Here is a 14,481-nt window from a genome sequence, read left to right as displayed (position 1 = left end):
GCAAACAGAGGCAACCGATCGATCGGCGAAACTATCATGAAGTGGCGCTTTGTTCTTGCTAGCGGGCTGGGGCTTGCGGCGGTCTTCCTGGTGGTCGCCGGGGGCTGGATAGTCTCTCTGCCGTCTGCTTCTTCAGCCGGGGTCCTCAAATCTATTCCCGGCGAGGAGACACGCGCCACGGTCGAGGCCTTGAGGCCGCCAAAACGCGACCGTCCCGTGATCGCCATCGTCGGCATCAACGACGGGACGGAGATCACCGACTACCTGATGCCCTACGGCATCCTGCGCCGCGCCGATGTGGCCGACGTGGTGGCATTGGCGACGCAGCCCGGGCCGATGGTGCTCTATCCGGCGTTGAAGGTCGAACCGCAGGCAACGATCTCGGAGTTCGACAGGCAGCATCCGGAGGGCGCCGATTACGTCATCGTCCCGGCCATGGCGCGCGAGGATGATCCGGCAGCGTTGGGCTGGATCAGGAGCCAGGCCGACAAAGGCGCGATGATCATCGGCGTCTGCGTCGGTGCCAAGGTGGTTGCGGCCACCGGCCTTCTCGACGGCCGAAAAGCCACGACCCACTGGTATTCGCTGGACGCCATGCTGGAGGAACATCCGAGCATCCGCCACGTTGCCGACCGCCGCTTCCTCGTCGACGGTCGCGTTGCGACGACGACCGGCATCAGCGCCTCCATGCCGATGTCGCTGACATTGATCGAGGCGATCGCCGGGCGTCAGAAAGCTCAGGCTGTCGCGGCCGATCTGGGCGTCGCGGATTGGGATGCGCGACATGATAGCGGCGCCTTCGCCTTCACGCGGCCCTTCGCATTGACGGCAATCGGCAACTCGCTCGCCTTCTGGAGCCGGGAAACGCTCGGCATCGAACTGTCTCACGGCGTGGACGAAGTTTCGCTCGCTCTCGTCGCGGATGCATGGTCGCGCACTTATCGCTCGCGCGTGGTGACCTTCGCAGCCGGTGCGGATGCGGTGGAGAGCCGCAGCGGTATCCGCATCATTCCCGACGAGGTGACCGCAAGCGCGTCAGCGGTGCGCGTGCCCGGAGCGCCGCTTGGCCGCAAACCGGCGGATGCGCTGGATGAGACGCTGAAGGCCATCGCCGAGCGCTATCGGGAAAACACGGCCAATTTCGTCGCCATGCAGCTCGAATACAGGGGACGAGTGACGCCGCAGTAGATGGTTGCGGTCTACGGTTTTGCGCGTTGCGAGACGGGAGGAAGGAACCAGTCATGAAGGTACTCATCGCAGGCGCCGGCATCGGCGGATTGACGACCGCGCTTCAACTTCACGAGGCCGGGATCGAGGTCGAGATCTTCGAACGCGTCGGCGAGGTTCGTGAACTCGGGGTTGGCATCAACATGCTGCCGCATGCCGTGGCCGTGCTGGCCGATCTCGGGCTGCAGGCCGGTCTCGACGCTGCAGGGATCCGTATGCGGGAACTGATTTATACGAACCGTTTCGGTCAGGTCGTGTGGCAGGAATTGCGCGGCCTGGATGCTGGTCAAGAGGCGCCGCAGGTCAGCATCCATCGCGGCAAGCTGCTCGGCGTGATCCATAGGGCGGTGATCGCCCGTCTCGGACCCGACGTCATCAGGACCGGTTGCCGGGTTGAGGGCTTCGAACAGACGGAAGATGGGGTCGCGGTTCATTTCAGCGGAACGGACGGATGGCGCGGCACGGCCCGGGGGGATTTGCTGGTTGGCGCCGACGGCATCCATTCCGCGATCCGGGCGCAGCTCTATCCCGATGAAGGTCCGCCGATCTGGAGCGGGATCATGTTATGGCGCGGCGCCACGCCCTGGCCGATCTGGCGCGATGGCCGGACGATGGCGATCGCTGGCGGCAATTTCGCGAAATTCGTCTATTATCCGATCGAAGCCTATCCCACGGAGCCTGGCATGCGGCTGACGAACTGGGCCGTGATGGCCAAGGTGGGGGAGGCGGGTGCTACGCCGCTTCGCCGCGAGGATTGGAGCCGGTCCGGTATTCCGGACGAGGTGTTGCCCTTCGTGCGCGACCGTTTTCACCTCGATTTCGTCGACCCCGCCTCCATCATCCAGGCGACCGAAAATTTCTACGAATATCCGAATTGCGACCGGGAGCCTTTGCCCCGCTGGTCGTTCGGGCGGGTCACCCTGCTCGGGGATGCGGCCCATGCCATGTATCCGGTCGGCTCCAACGGCGCGAGCCAGTCGATCCTCGACGCCCGATGCCTTGCCGGACATCTTCGGACGCAGGATGAAATCGAGGCCGCCCTTTCCCGCTACGACGCGGAGCGCCGCCCTGCCACATCGGAAATCGTCCTGGCGAACCGCCGCGGCGGACCGGAGGGTGTCATCGACATGGTCGAGGCCCGTGCGCCCGACGGTTTCGACGACATCGACACGGTGGCCTCGTTCGAAGAACGCAAGGCGGTCGTCCGCGGCTACGCTTCGCTCGCGCGTGGACGGAACCGGTGAGCATGGCGGCGGATCACTCAGAACAGATCCGGCCTGATCCCGGCGGCGTCCAGCAGGAAGTCGCGGCTGGCCTCCAGTTCCGACCTTAGCCTGGCGATGTCATGGCCAAGCAGCGTGCCTTGCCATTTGCGGATCTTGCCGGCGCAAAACACCGTTGAGACGTTCGACCGCTCCATCAGCGTCACGACGGCGCCAGGGACGTGGTTCAGCGGGGCGACGTTGATGGCATTCGCATCGAGCAGGATGATATCGGCTTCCTTTCCCGGTGTCAGCGTGCCGGTCTTGTGATCGAGCTTGAGGCCCCGCGCGCCTTCGATCGTCGCGAAGCGGATGACGTCGATCGCCGACAGCAGCCTCGGGTATTCCTCGCCGCGCAACGCCTTGTCGTTCGCCAGCATTCGCTGCAGCGTGATCGCCGAGCGCATCTGGGTGAACATGTCGGCGGTCATGGTGCATTCCACATCCGTCGACAGGGACGGCTGAAGGCCGAGATCGAGCGCCTGTTGCAGCGGCGGGTTGCCGTGCCGCATCTGCATCTCGATCGGTACCGAGAGCGATATATGCGAGCCCGCGTCCGCGACACGCTTCCAGGCCATGTCGCTCATGCCGGTCATGTGGATGAAGATATTGTCCGGCCCGAAACGGCCCGCCTCCGCCAGCTGGTCGAAGACCGCCTGCATGCCGAAAGTGCCGACCACATGCAGCGCAACCGGGATGCCGAGTTCGCGTCCTAGCGCCCAGGCCTCCTCATGAAACGGTAGGTAGATTTCGCCGCCCATGACCATGGTCAGCAACTGGTCGTCGCTCGCAAAATGCTCGGCCTTGATGCGTCGGGCATCGCCCGGATATTTCGCTGCGTCGCCCCAGCCCTCGAAATACCCGAAGACGCCGCGCCGCCCGGCATCGCGAAGCGCGGTGATCGCCGCATCGGAATGTTCCGGCGAATGGTGGATCTGGCTGACGTCCATGACAGTCGTCACGCCGGCATCGATCTGGGACAGGCCGCCGAACAATTCCGAAATGTAGACATCCTGCGGCCGGTAGAGCACCGAGAACTTCTGGAGCATCCATTCGTAATAGTTGGCGGCACTTTCCGGCCGCCCGTCATTGATCAGGATCGCGTCGGCAAGCAGGCTTCTAAGCGCGGTCTCGAACTGGTGGTGATGCGTATCGACGAAACCCGGCATGACGACCATGCCGGAAGCATCGATAATTGCGGCCTCAGGCACGTTGATCGACGCAGCAACCTCGACGATCCGCGATCCGCGGATCAGCACGTCGCCTTTGGAAAAATTGCCGACGCCGCTGTCCATCGAGAGCACGGCGCCGCCGCGGATCAGGGTCAGGCGATCGGGATCGCCAACGCCGGCAGGCATGCTGGCCGGCGCGGCAATGATCTTGCCGGAGCCGCTACCGAGTTCCGCCGGCGCATGCATCCGGTTATTGCAGAATCTGCACATGGTCTTCCCCTCCCGGCCTGACCTGATGATGCCCTCCGTCGCCGATGCGGCATCGGAGGACTCTGCTACGACGCGTCTCTCAGCGAGCGGCTGCCTGCCACAGCGCTATCGACGGGTAATCCTTGCCGTTCCAGTGCTTGAGCTTCTCCGCGAATTCGCGCTGGAAGGAGAGGGGACCGAGCTTGGCCATGTAATCCTCGTCATAGATCGCGATGAAGATCGTCAGCGACAGGAAGAAATGTGCGCCCATCTCGAACAGCGCCACATAATCGTGGTTGACGAGCGCCTCGCGTTCCGCGTCCGTGAGCGAGTTGACGGTCGAGATTTCCGCATCGTTCAGCCGCGGGCCGATCGACTGTTCCCAGCTGGCGACGAGCGAGCGCGGGTCTTCCTTGTAGCGGCGAAGCAGTTCCGGGTCGCGGTCGACGGTGAAGAGGAACTTGTTCACATAATACTTGCTCATGCCGCTGCTCCTTCCGGATACCACGTGAAGTATGCTTCCATCGTGTGGAAGAGGTCCAGATTGTCATGATAGGCGGTCGGGATAGGCCCGGCGATGCCCATCATCAGGATCAGATCCATGAAACCATGGGTTGCGTTGCCGCTTTTCGCCATGCTTTCATGGGTCACGTTGGCGAGGATTTCCTCGATATTGCCGGTCGACAGCCATTCGATCGCCTTGCGGTCGAATTCCGGATCCGGGCCGGTTTCCTTGAACTGGCGCGGTCCGCCGAGTTCGAGCGACAGATGTCCGCTGCCGACGGCGGCGATGCGCTTGTCGGACGGGAACTCGTCGATGATCTCGCGGATGGCGCGGCCGAGATCCCAGAAGCGCTTCGGCGAAGGCAGCGGCGGCGCGAAGATATTGGTGTAGATCGGCACGACCGGCAGGTCGGCATCGGGGCGCGTGGTGATGATCGGGCAGATGATCGAATGGTCGAGCTTCAGTTCATGGCTGAAGGCGAAGTCGAAACCGCGGTCCATCAGGCCCTGATGCATGAAGTTCGACAGTTCCTCATGGCCTTCCAGCACATATTTCGGAATGCCGAACTCGCGCTCTTCATTATAGAAGGTCGCGTCGTAGCGCGGCGCCTTGCCGATCAGGAAGGTCGGATAGTTGTCGAGGAAGAACTGGTGGAAATGGTCGGCGCCGACCATGACCAGGATATCCGGCTTGGCGCGGGTCAGGGTCTCGCGATAGGCCTCGACCTTGCGTTTCCATTCCGCCGCCTGCGGCATCTGCTGTTCCGGCGGCATGGTTGTCGCCTTCAGGTAAAAAGGGTGGTGGGTGGTCGCAAGGACCGCTGCCAGGGTTGCCATCTTCTCCTCCGAACTTGTCCTGTCTATTAGACCGAATTCCTAACCCGCCACAGCCGCCGTCTCCGTTTCCAGCGCCGGCCAGGCCGTCGGATTGCCTTGCAGCGCCGAGCGGATCTCGTCCCCGTGCTGGTTGACGACCGGCGCGGCCCGCACCGTCTTTGCGTGTTCTCCATCGAACGAATAGGCGGGCCGAACCGTCTGCTCGGCACCTTCGATCCGGCCGGCGACCGGCACGAACATTTCCAGATGCTGCGCCTGCGGATCGTTCACCACATCCGGGATGGAGTTGATCGGCGCGAAGGGCACGTCGAACTTCGAGAAGCGCTCCACCCATTCCGCCCGGGTCCTGGTGGCGAAGATCGCGTTGAGCTCGGCGTTCAGCGCATCGTAGTTGTCGATGCGCTTCAGCCGCTGCGAGAACCGTTCGTCCCTGGCCAGCGCCTCACCCTCGATCGCCTCGACCAGCGCATCCCAGAACTTGTCGAGCGAGGACAGGTGGAAGGCGAACAGCTTGTCGTCCTTGCAGCGGACGATGAAGGCCTGCGCGAGGCGCGGACGATCGACACCGCTCGGTTCTTCGCCAAGGGCGAAATAGCCCATGAAGGGTTCGACCGCGAAATGCATCATGGCCTCGACCATGGAAATGTCGATGCGCTTGCCCTTGCCGGTGCGGCCGCGTTCGATCAGCGCTGCGGAAATGCCGAGCGAGGCATAGATGCCGGTGATCGCATCGGCGAGCGCCGGGCCGATGAAGCGCGGTTGTTCGGGGTCGATCGAGACGCTGAGAAACCCGCTGACGGCCTGCGCGACGGAATCGTAGACCGGCCGCTGCGCATAGGGACCGTCCGGGCCAAACCCGCTGATCGAGCAGTAGATCAGCCTGGGATTGATCTTCGACAGCGTCTCGTAGTCGGCGCCGATGCGGCCTGCCGCGCCGGGGCGGAAATTCTGGATGTAAATATCGGCCTGGGCGATCAGCTGGTAGAAGACCTCGCGGTCCTGTTCGCTTTTGAGATCCAGCCCGATCGCCCGCTTGTTGCGGTTATAGGCCTGGAAATGGGCGCTGTAGAAACCTGTCTTGAAGCTGCGATAGGGATCGCCATTGCCGGCCGACTCGATCTTGATGACATCGGCGCCGAGATCGGCGAGCATCATGCCGGCGCAGGGGCCGGTAATGAACGTGCCCTGTTCGACGATGCGGATTTGGTCCAGAGCTTTCAGCATGTCCGGGTCCTAGTTCTCGTTTGCCACGAAGCCGTCAGGCGCGGGGCCGTCGTATTCGATGGCGCTGGCGGCGGCGGCGGACATGACGAAGCCGATCGGTCTTGTCTGTTCCTCGAGCAGGTGACCGATAAGCCCGGCGGTGCGGGCAAGAAGCGGCACACCCTTCAGGGCGAGCAGCGGGTAACCGGCATCGAGCAGCACGCAGGGAATGGCGCTCGACACATTCATGACCAGCGGCCTGCCGATGATCTCGGGGATGAGCCTTTCGACCGTCTTGGCGATCTCGCAATGAATGCCGGCGACGTCGAGTTCGCGGGCGATCGCAAGCAGGCGCTCGGCGCGCGGATCATGCCCCTTGTGAAGGGGATGACCGTAGCCGGGCACCGGTTTCTTCTGTTCCCTGTAGCCGCGCAACAGCTTTTCGGCGGCGGCTTCCACCGATCGGCCGCTCGTCTGCGCCTCTTCGCGGATATCGCGGAAGAAGGCCCCCGAGGTTTCGGACGCGCCGAGGATGACCGAACCGCAGCCGAGAAGGCCGGCGGCGACGGCGCCCTGGACCGCTTCCGGAGAGGCGGCGAGCGTCATGCGGGCAACCTGCACGCTCGGCACCAGGCCATGTTCGGCGATCGCCACCAGCGTCGCGTCGAGCATGCGGCGCTGTTTTTCGTCCGGCAGAGAGCCGGCGACCAGCAGCCAGGTATATTCCGTAAACGAGATCGAACCGATCAGGGTGTCGACGAGGTCGTGGCCCCGCACGATGATCGTCTCCGGATTAGAGGTGCAGATCGCCTGGTAGGGCGCGGATTGCTTGCCGATTTTCATGCTGATGTCCTTGGAAAATGATTAGGCTGCAACGCTCGCCTTGCCCGCGAAGCGGCTGGCCCATCGGTCGAACTGATCCATGAACTGCTGCAGGAAGAGGCGGGTTTCCTCATTGGTCACATCGCCTTCGGGGGTGATGAGGCCGGGCGGCAGATGGATGAACGCTTCTGGCAGCCCCATCACGGCAACGTCGAGGCAGCCGAGAATGGCACGCAGGTGCTGCTGCGCCGCCGCGGTGCCGATCCGTCCGTAGGAAGCGCCGGTGATCGCCGCCGGCTTGCCGGCCCAGGCGCTGGTATCCCTGGGCCGCGAAGCCCAGTCGATGGCATTCTTCAGCATCGCCGAGATCGAGCGGTTGTGCTCCGGCGTGACGAAAAGCAGCGCATCGGCTCGCCTGATCTCAGCCTTCAGCCGCTCGACCTGCGGGGGTGTGCCGGCATCCAGCACTTCCTGGTCGAAGATCGGCAGGTCACGGATCGTCACCCATTCGAACTCGACGTCGGGCTTTGCGAGCCGCGTCAGGGCAAGGGCGAGCAGTCTGTTGAGCGACGCTTGCCGTGCGCTTCCGACGATGACTGCGATTTGCAATCGCGCCATGAATCCCTCCCATGCCATTCTCAAAAGTATTCGCGTGGCGAATTTATATTCGTATAATGAATTTCGATGGCGCGGAGTGTCAAGCCCTGACGCAAGGGCTTTGAAAAATTTCAGAGGAGGAGTTGGTTGTGAGGGATCAGCGGGTGGCGGGGTTGGCCGGCGCCAGTGAATGCACGAGCGCCGGAAAACGGCTGAACAGCTGAGAGAGCCGGTTGGCCGCCAGCCGCAGTTCCGGCAGGCGCTGTTCGACCAGTTCCTCCGGCGTCAGCCGGGGCGTGTAGCCGGAACTGTTGATCGCGCAGACGACCCGTCCGGTATTGTCCTTGACCGGCACGGCAAGCGCGGTGATGCCGTAATCGAGCTGGTCGACAGTGATCGAATAACCCTTTGTGCGGGTCTCGACGAGGATTTCCCGGAGCTCCGCCTCGTCGGTCACCGTGTAGTCGGTCAGCCTTACCGGCGTATAGGCCTCAAAAAACCGGTCGATCTCCTCTTCCGCAAGAGCTGCCATCAATACCCTGCCCATCGAGGTGGCGTAAGCCGGATAGGTGACGCCGAGGCTGGCATTGCGTCGCACGCCGCGGCTTTCGGAAAGATGGGCAATGTAGAGCACGTTCGTCCCGTCGAGCACCGCCATGTTGGCGGCATCGCCGAAAAGCGACGTGATCCGGTGCAGTTCAGGCGTGACCGCTTCTTCGACATTGAAGGCGTTCAGGTAGGCGGAGCCGAGGGTGAGGATGCGGGGAGCCAGGAGAAAATGCTTGTTGTGCCGGCGAATGAACCCGAGCGCTTCGAGCGTGAGGACATTCCGCCGGACGGTGGCGATCGACATGCCGACCTTGCGGGAAAGCTCGGCCAGCGTCATTTCCGGATCCTTGGCGTCGAAAGCCTCCAGGACCGACAATCCCCGTGCCAACGCCTCGACGAACTCGGGCGAATTGCTGTCAATCATCGGAATTTCTCCTGCTGCACGGCATTTCGTTCGCACACGGGATTGACAAGCGCAAGACCTGCTGCCTATCGTTATGCGAATATTTATTCGTCTAGCGAATTTTCTTGGGAGGGAAAAGCTATGAAGACAAGGCGTCAGTTTCACAAGCTCATGGCGGTAACGGCTGCGAGTCTTGCCGCGCCGGCAATCCTGGGGAGCAAGGTATTTGCGCAGGACAAGCCGATCCGGGTCGGCGCCAGCGTGTCGCTGACCGGTCCGCTGGCGAGCACCAAGAATGGCCAGATCGGGTACGAGCTCTGGCGAGACGACGTCAACGCGGCAGGCGGGCTTCTCGGCCGCAAGGTCGAACTGGTCATCTACGACGACCAGAGCAGTGCCGCCAACGTGCCGGCGATCTATTCGAAGCTCGTCGACGTGGACGCCTGCGACGTGTTGTTTTCGCCCTACGGTGCCAACCTTTCTGCGCCGGTCATGCCCTTCATCAAGCAGCGCGACCTGTTCATGATCGGCATGTTCGGCCTTGCCGGCAACGATGTCGCCAAGCACGACAAGTTCTTCCACAGCGGCCCGTGGGGGCCGAACTCCGGCCGGGATTGGGCCCGCGGCTTCTTCGACCTTGCCAAGGCGCAAGGGGTCAAGAAGATCGCCATCATCAATGCCGATCTAGAATTTTCGAAAAATGCCGCGAAAGGCGGCGCGGAAGTCGCCAAGGAATACGGCATGGAGGTGGTGTTCAATCAGAGCTACCCCCCGAACACGTCCGACTTCTCTTCGATGATCCGCAACATCAATGCGGGGGACCCGGAGGCGATCTTCATCGCCTCCTATCCGGCCGATAGCACGGCGATCATCCGCGGCGTCAAGGAAATCGGCATTTCCGACAAGGTGAAACTCTTCGGCGGTGCCATGATCGGCCCGCAATACGGGGCGCTGCTCCGTTCGCTCGGTCCCGAACTCAACGGGCTGGTGAATTCGCATACCTTCGTTCCGGAGCCCACCATGCAGACACCGGCGATCAAGAGCTTTTTCGACCGGTATACGCCGATTGCCGTCAAGCAGGGCGTCGATCCGCTCGGGTTTTACATTCCGCCCTTCTATTATGTCGCCGGCCAGCTGGCGGCGGCTGCGATCAAGGGTTCGAATTCCGTCGACCCGGCTAAGATGGCAGCTTTCCTGCATGCCAACGCCGTCGAGACCATCGCCGGCAAGATCGCCTTTACCGAGATCGGCGACTGGAAGGAACGCCGCGTCCTGATGGTGCAGTTGCGCGGCATCAAGGGCAACGATCTCGAACAGTTCCGCAATCCGGGTCACCAGGTCATTCTCGACCCGCCATCCCTGAAGACGGGCGATCTTGCCGCGCCTTATAACAAGGCGCGCGCCAGCTAATCCTTCAACCGATCCAGAGAGCCGGCGCAAGGCCGGCTCAAGGGCCCCTATCAATGCTATCGATCGACATTCTGCTGAACGCCATCGTGACGGGCATTCTGCTGGGGAGCGTATATGCATCGCTCGCCCTGGGGCTCGGGATCACCTTCGGCATTCTCCACATCCCCAATATCGCCCATCCGACGCTCGTCGTCGCCGGCGCGTTCTTCGTCTACACGCTGGCCCAATGGGGGCTCGATCCGATCGTCGCGGCGGTGATCGGCCTTGTGCCCTTCTATCTGCTCGGGGTCGTGCTCTACGCCTTCTACTCGGCGGTTTTCGAACGCAAGGGCGGCGCCAACGTGCTGCAGAGCCTGACGCTGTTCTTCGGCCTTTCGCTGGTGATCGAGATCCTGTTGTCGCTCGGCTTCGGTTCCGAGCTCAAGTCCGTCAGCGTTTCCTATATCGGCTCGAGCTTCAAGCTCGGCGTTCTCACCGTTCCCTACCGGCTGCTGATCCCCGCGCTTTTCGCCCCCGTGACGATCGCTGCCGTGTGGCTTTATCTCAGCCGCACCAGTTCCGGCACGGCAATCCGCGCCGTTGCCCATGAGGAGCGGGCGCTTTCGATCGCCGGGCTCAACCCGGCCTCGGTCAAGCGGCACGCGTTCGGCATTGCCACCGCGACCGCCGTCATCGCCGGAGCCGCCCTGATCATGGTCGGCCCGATCGAACCCTTTGCCGGGCGCTACCAGATCGGCCGCGTCTTCGCGATCGTGGTGCTCGCCGGCATGGGGTCCATTCCCGGCAGCCTGGTGATCGCCATCATCATCGGCATCGCCGAAGCGCTGGTCTCCAGCTACCTCAACCCTTCCTGGTCCCCCGGCGTCGCCTTTGCGATCCTGCTGCTGGGCCTCGCCCTCCGCCCGCAGGGCCTGTTCGGAGCTGCGCGATGAAAAAGAATTCCCTCCTGTTCCTCGCGGGCGCCATCATCGTGCTTACGTTAGGCTTCCTGATGCCGTGGCTGCTCAGGAACCCGTTCTATTTCTTTGCCGGCTACGTGGTCCTTCAATATGTGACGATCGCCACAGGCTGGAACATTCTCGGCGGTTATGCCGGCTACATCAATTTCGGCGCGGCCGGTTTCTTCGGCGCCGGCGTCTATCTGTCGGCATTCCTGTTCACCACATTCGGCCTGCCGCTGCCGCTCTGCATCCTGGCCGCGGCGATTGTCGGCGCCGTTCTCGGCGTGCTGATGGGCTACCTGACATTGCGTATCCAGGGAGTCTATTTCGCCATCGCCACGCTCGGCCTCGTCGTCGTCCTCGAAACCATCGTGCACAATATCTCCGGGCTCGGCGGGGCGAGCGGCATGGCCGTCTACGCCCCGCGGCCGCCTGCCTGGAGTCCCGGGCCATCGCAATACAATTTCACCGTCATGGTGGTGATCGCCGTCGCCAGCGTTGCGCTCGCCCGCTGGGTGGAGATTTCCTGGATCGGTCGTGGCCTGAGGGCCGTGCGGGCAAGCGAGGACGCCGCGGAATGCTCCGGCGTGCCGACGCTTCGCCTCAAGCTGGTCGCCTGCGCCCTGAGCGGCGCGGTGCTTGCCGCGGCCGGTGCGCCCTATCCGTTCTACACGTCGTTTGTCGAACCGGTCACCGCCTTCAGCCTGATCATCGGATTGAACGCCATCGCCATGCCGCTGATCGGCGGCACCCGAACCTGGGTCGGCCCGGTGATCGGCGCTCTTCTGCTCGCCTCGGTGCAGCAGATCGCCACGGTCACCATATCCTCCGAACTCAACATTCTCTTCGTCGGCGCGGTCCTGATCGCCTTCGTGGCCTTTGCTCCCGGCGGCATTTCCGATCTCTTCGGCCGCAATAAAGGCAGGGCAAGACCATGACGGAGCCGGTTCTCTCCCTCAGGGGCGTCGAAAAACGGTTCGGATCGTTCCGCGCGCTCGGTCCCGTCGATCTCGATGTCGGCGCCGGCGAGCGGCTCGGCATCATCGGCCCCAACGGTTCCGGCAAGACGACGCTCATCAACTGCATCACCGGCGTCTACCGCCCCGACAGCGGATCGGTGTTTTTCGAGAGCCGGGACATCTCGCATCTCCAGGCCCATAAGCGAGCCCGGATGGGCATCGCCCGCAGTTTTCAGATCCCACGGCCATTCACCGGCATGACCGTGTTTGAAAACCTGCTCGTTCCACTCGACTACTGCCATGTCGAGGGCAGCAAGCATGACCGGGCAAGGTCGGTGCTTGCGAGCGTCGGGCTGTCGGGCCGCCTCTCGGATCCGTCCGAAAGGCTGACCCAGCTCGAATTGCGCAAGCTGGAACTGGCCCGCGCGCTTGTCGGCAATCCGAAGGTCCTGATCGCCGACGAGGCGATGGCGGGCCTGTCGGAGGAAGAGATTGATGAAGTGCTGGCGATCCTTTTCGCGCTCAACCGGTCAGGCGTCGCGGTGATCATGATCGAACACATCATGCATGCGGTCATGCGCTTTTCGCAGCGGGTCGTCTGCTTCGAGACCGGCCGCCTGATCGCGGCGGGAACCTCGTCCGAGATCGCCGAAAACCCGCTCGTTCAGAAGGTGTATTTCGGTGAATAGGCTGATTATTGAAAACCTGTCGGCCGGTTACGGCGCCGTCTCGGTTCTGCGAAAGGTCTCGCTGGAACTGAACGAGAGCGAGATGGTCGCGCTGCTCGGCATGAACGGCAACGGCAAGAGCACGCTGCTCAACTGCATCCTCGGTTTCGTGCGGGCAAGCGCGGGTCGGATCGTGCTCGAATGGAACGGCAAGAACACGGACCTCACGAAACTTCAACCGCACGAGATCGTCCGCCTCGGCCTGTCGATCGTCCCGGAAGGTCGCCGCCTCGTGCCGAACATCTCGGTCGAGGACAATCTCAAGCTCGCGGGCAGCAACCCCGGGGTCCGCGACCGGATGAAGCAGAACCTCGCCTATTGTTTCGAAACCTTTCCGCTGCTTCTGGAGCGCCGCAGGCAGATCGCCTCGACCATGAGCGGCGGGCAGCAGCAATTGCTGGCGATCGCCCGTTCGCTGATGACGGCGCCGAAGATCATCATCATCGATGAACCCTCGGTGGGCCTGGCGCCGATCGTCGTGCGTGACGTGCTGAATGCCATCACCCAGCTGCGCGAGAAGAGCAATATGACGATCCTGATGGCGGAGCAGAGCTTCTTCCAGGCGATCGACGTGTCGTCGCGCGCCTATGTGCTTTCCCATGGCAGCATTCAACGGGAGTTCAAGCGTTCTGACGGCGAGATCGCCCATGACGAGATCCGCCGCGCCATGCTGGGCGCCCATTAGGGGCGGCACGGCGGAACCGCCGAGATCATCGGCCCGGCGGCATTCAGGCGGACGCGCGCTAGGGTTTCCGTTGAACGATTGCCTTTGCGATTGCGGGGCCACCCAGCATGAAGCTTCTGACGCCGTCGCGGACGATCTCGTCCAGAGATTCCGGGGTGGGCGTCGCATAGACGAACCGACGGATCGCCAGATAGAAGATGCGGCCGTGGAGACCCCAGAACAATTCGGTCTCCCGCTCGGAAAGCGGCGCCTCGTCCGGGCCTGGCAGGCCCAGTTCGTGGCGGAGTTCCAGGCAGGCAGGCTCGATGATCTGCCGGCGCACGATGTCGAGATAGCGCGTCGTGATGTCGAAGGTTTTGAGGCCGGAAAAGACGAAGATCCTGACCCAGTCGTAGTGGAAGACGCGTTCCACATATCGCAGATAAAATTCCGTCAGCCGGCTTTCCAATGACCGGCTGCGGTCGATGATGAGGCCGGCCCAGCTATCGTCCCAGCGGCTGAGATAGACATGTTCGTAGACCCGCTCGATCAAGGCTTCCTTGCTGGGAAAATGCCGATAGATCGCCGAATGGGTGATGCCGATGCGCTTGGCGAGTTCGCGGGTCTGGCCCTCGAAGCCATGCTCGGCGAAGAAGCGGACCGCCTCGTCCAAGATGAACTGTTCGCGCTCGTTCGCCCGCATGTATTGCTTGGGACGCCGCGGTTTTTCTCCGCCACCTTCGCGTTCAAGGCTCTTCTGCTGATCCGTCATGCCTGCCCTGATCTGCCATGCCCGTCACCGAGTCACCGGCAACCCATTTCCCATAGCGATAGCGCGGCGGGCGTTTGAGACCAAGTGGTAATTTTATTTGAGACCAGTTGGTTATTTTTCTTGACCAGCGGATCGACGTGCGAAATATTGTAACCAAGTGGTCACAAATCCGGAAGGCCACG

15 protein-coding genes are annotated in these 14,481 nt (G+C 62.7%); 7 read left to right on the top strand and 8 right to left on the bottom strand.

Annotated elements, in window-relative coordinates:
• Nucleotides 1-36: 36 nt before the first annotated feature.
• The gene (locus C5J26_RS09495) at nucleotides 37-1,188 is read left to right on the top strand and encodes a DJ-1/PfpI family protein (RefSeq protein ID WP_105401542.1); all 1,152 of its coding nucleotides are present in this window, start codon (nucleotides 37-39) and stop codon (nucleotides 1,186-1,188) included.
• 53 nt (nucleotides 1,189-1,241) lie between these two features.
• A complete protein-coding gene (locus tag C5J26_RS09490; RefSeq protein WP_105401541.1) occupies nucleotides 1,242-2,471 on the top strand; it encodes a flavin-dependent oxidoreductase in 1,230 nt (409 codons plus the stop codon).
• 17 nt (nucleotides 2,472-2,488) lie between these two features.
• Here the strand turns inward: C5J26_RS09490 and C5J26_RS09485 are convergent, their stop codons facing one another.
• The 7 genes from C5J26_RS09485 to C5J26_RS09455 all read right to left on the bottom strand — a co-directional run bounded on the left by C5J26_RS09485 (nucleotide 2,489) and on the right by C5J26_RS09455 (nucleotide 8,846).
• Nucleotides 2,489-3,931 (bottom strand): amidohydrolase family protein, encoded by a 1,443-nt coding sequence (locus tag C5J26_RS09485; protein WP_105401540.1) that lies wholly within the window; start codon nucleotides 3,929-3,931, stop codon nucleotides 2,489-2,491.
• A 79-nt stretch (nucleotides 3,932-4,010) separates the two neighbouring features.
• Nucleotides 4,011-4,394 (bottom strand): hypothetical protein, encoded by a 384-nt coding sequence (locus C5J26_RS09480; protein ID WP_105401539.1) that lies wholly within the window; start codon nucleotides 4,392-4,394, stop codon nucleotides 4,011-4,013.
• Nucleotides 4,391-5,251 (bottom strand): extradiol ring-cleavage dioxygenase, encoded by an 861-nt coding sequence (locus C5J26_RS09475; RefSeq protein WP_105401538.1) that lies wholly within the window; start codon nucleotides 5,249-5,251, stop codon nucleotides 4,391-4,393. Before C5J26_RS09475 ends, C5J26_RS09480 begins: the two co-directional genes overlap by 4 nt.
• 39 nt (nucleotides 5,252-5,290) lie before the next feature.
• The gene (locus C5J26_RS09470) at nucleotides 5,291-6,475 is read right to left on the bottom strand and encodes a CaiB/BaiF CoA-transferase family protein (RefSeq protein WP_105401537.1); all 1,185 of its coding nucleotides are present in this window, start codon (nucleotides 6,473-6,475) and stop codon (nucleotides 5,291-5,293) included.
• Between the two features lie 9 nt (nucleotides 6,476-6,484).
• On the bottom strand, nucleotides 6,485-7,297 hold the full coding sequence (locus C5J26_RS09465) for a citryl-CoA lyase (RefSeq protein ID WP_105401536.1): 813 nt from the start codon (nucleotides 7,295-7,297) through the stop codon (nucleotides 6,485-6,487).
• A 21-nt stretch (nucleotides 7,298-7,318) separates the two neighbouring features.
• The gene (locus C5J26_RS09460; RefSeq protein WP_046665947.1) at nucleotides 7,319-7,894 is read right to left on the bottom strand and encodes an NADPH-dependent FMN reductase; all 576 of its coding nucleotides are present in this window, start codon (nucleotides 7,892-7,894) and stop codon (nucleotides 7,319-7,321) included.
• Nucleotides 7,895-8,030: 136 nt separating this feature from the next.
• On the bottom strand, nucleotides 8,031-8,846 hold the full coding sequence (locus C5J26_RS09455) for an IclR family transcriptional regulator C-terminal domain-containing protein (protein ID WP_105401535.1): 816 nt from the start codon (nucleotides 8,844-8,846) through the stop codon (nucleotides 8,031-8,033).
• 120 nt (nucleotides 8,847-8,966) lie between these two features.
• On the opposite strand from C5J26_RS09455, the gene C5J26_RS09450 reads away from it, so the two are divergent.
• The 5 genes from C5J26_RS09450 to C5J26_RS09430 are packed head-to-tail and all read left to right on the top strand — an operon-like array spanning nucleotide 8,967 to nucleotide 13,548.
• Nucleotides 8,967-10,235: an amino acid ABC transporter substrate-binding protein gene (locus tag C5J26_RS09450; protein ID WP_105401534.1), complete on the top strand. Its 1,269-nt coding sequence runs from the start codon at nucleotides 8,967-8,969 to the stop codon at nucleotides 10,233-10,235.
• Between the two features lie 53 nt (nucleotides 10,236-10,288).
• Nucleotides 10,289-11,167 carry a branched-chain amino acid ABC transporter permease gene (locus tag C5J26_RS09445; protein ID WP_046631859.1) on the top strand — a complete coding sequence of 293 codons (879 nt, stop codon included), beginning with the start codon at nucleotides 10,289-10,291 and terminating at the stop codon, nucleotides 11,165-11,167.
• A complete protein-coding gene (locus C5J26_RS09440; RefSeq protein ID WP_105401533.1) occupies nucleotides 11,164-12,114 on the top strand; it encodes a branched-chain amino acid ABC transporter permease in 951 nt (316 codons plus the stop codon). The genes C5J26_RS09445 and C5J26_RS09440 overlap by 4 nt, the downstream gene beginning before the upstream one ends.
• Nucleotides 12,111-12,824: an ABC transporter ATP-binding protein gene (locus C5J26_RS09435; RefSeq protein ID WP_105401532.1), complete on the top strand. Its 714-nt coding sequence runs from the start codon at nucleotides 12,111-12,113 to the stop codon at nucleotides 12,822-12,824. The genes C5J26_RS09440 and C5J26_RS09435 overlap by 4 nt, the downstream gene beginning before the upstream one ends.
• The gene (locus C5J26_RS09430; RefSeq protein WP_206051167.1) at nucleotides 12,817-13,548 is read left to right on the top strand and encodes an ABC transporter ATP-binding protein; all 732 of its coding nucleotides are present in this window, start codon (nucleotides 12,817-12,819) and stop codon (nucleotides 13,546-13,548) included. Before C5J26_RS09435 ends, C5J26_RS09430 begins: the two co-directional genes overlap by 8 nt.
• Nucleotides 13,549-13,606: 58 nt before the next feature.
• On the opposite strand, the gene C5J26_RS09425 is transcribed toward C5J26_RS09430, so the two are convergent.
• Complete coding sequence (locus C5J26_RS09425) at nucleotides 13,607-14,230, bottom strand: TetR/AcrR family transcriptional regulator (protein ID WP_105401860.1); 624 nt, start codon at nucleotides 14,228-14,230, stop codon at nucleotides 13,607-13,609.
• Nucleotides 14,231-14,481 lie beyond the last annotated feature (251 nt).

Origin of the sequence: Neorhizobium sp. T7_12 (assembly GCF_002968535.1) — a bacterium.
GTDB classification, from domain to species: Bacteria; Pseudomonadota; Alphaproteobacteria; order Rhizobiales; family Rhizobiaceae; genus Neorhizobium; species Neorhizobium tomejilense.
The sequence above is the reverse complement of the archived record's forward strand: the minus strand, read 5'-3'. Positions and strand labels throughout refer to the sequence as shown.

Excerpts from the sequence above, each read along its gene's own strand:
- C5J26_RS09445 (WP_046631859.1), top strand. The coding sequence starts at position 10,289 with ATGCTATCGATCGACATTCTGCTGAACGCCATCGTGACGGGCATTCTG.
- C5J26_RS09490 (WP_105401541.1), top strand. The coding sequence starts at position 1,242 with ATGAAGGTACTCATCGCAGGCGCCGGCATCGGCGGATTGACGACCGCG.
- C5J26_RS09455 (WP_105401535.1), bottom strand. The coding sequence starts at position 8,846 with ATGATTGACAGCAATTCGCCCGAGTTCGTCGAGGCGTTGGCACGGGGA.
- C5J26_RS09465 (WP_105401536.1), bottom strand. The coding sequence starts at position 7,297 with ATGAAAATCGGCAAGCAATCCGCGCCCTACCAGGCGATCTGCACCTCT.
- C5J26_RS09435 (WP_105401532.1), top strand. The coding sequence starts at position 12,111 with ATGACGGAGCCGGTTCTCTCCCTCAGGGGCGTCGAAAAACGGTTCGGA.
- C5J26_RS09450 (WP_105401534.1), top strand. The coding sequence starts at position 8,967 with ATGAAGACAAGGCGTCAGTTTCACAAGCTCATGGCGGTAACGGCTGCG.
- C5J26_RS09460 (WP_046665947.1), bottom strand. The coding sequence starts at position 7,894 with ATGGCGCGATTGCAAATCGCAGTCATCGTCGGAAGCGCACGGCAAGCG.
- C5J26_RS09470 (WP_105401537.1), bottom strand. The coding sequence starts at position 6,475 with ATGCTGAAAGCTCTGGACCAAATCCGCATCGTCGAACAGGGCACGTTC.
- C5J26_RS09475 (WP_105401538.1), bottom strand. The coding sequence starts at position 5,251 with ATGGCAACCCTGGCAGCGGTCCTTGCGACCACCCACCACCCTTTTTAC.
- C5J26_RS09480 (WP_105401539.1), bottom strand. The coding sequence starts at position 4,394 with ATGAGCAAGTATTATGTGAACAAGTTCCTCTTCACCGTCGACCGCGAC.
- C5J26_RS09425 (WP_105401860.1), bottom strand. The coding sequence starts at position 14,230 with ATGCGGGCGAACGAGCGCGAACAGTTCATCTTGGACGAGGCGGTCCGC.
- C5J26_RS09495 (WP_105401542.1), top strand. The coding sequence starts at position 37 with ATGAAGTGGCGCTTTGTTCTTGCTAGCGGGCTGGGGCTTGCGGCGGTC.
- C5J26_RS09485 (WP_105401540.1), bottom strand. The coding sequence starts at position 3,931 with ATGTGCAGATTCTGCAATAACCGGATGCATGCGCCGGCGGAACTCGGT.
- C5J26_RS09440 (WP_105401533.1), top strand. The coding sequence starts at position 11,164 with ATGAAAAAGAATTCCCTCCTGTTCCTCGCGGGCGCCATCATCGTGCTT.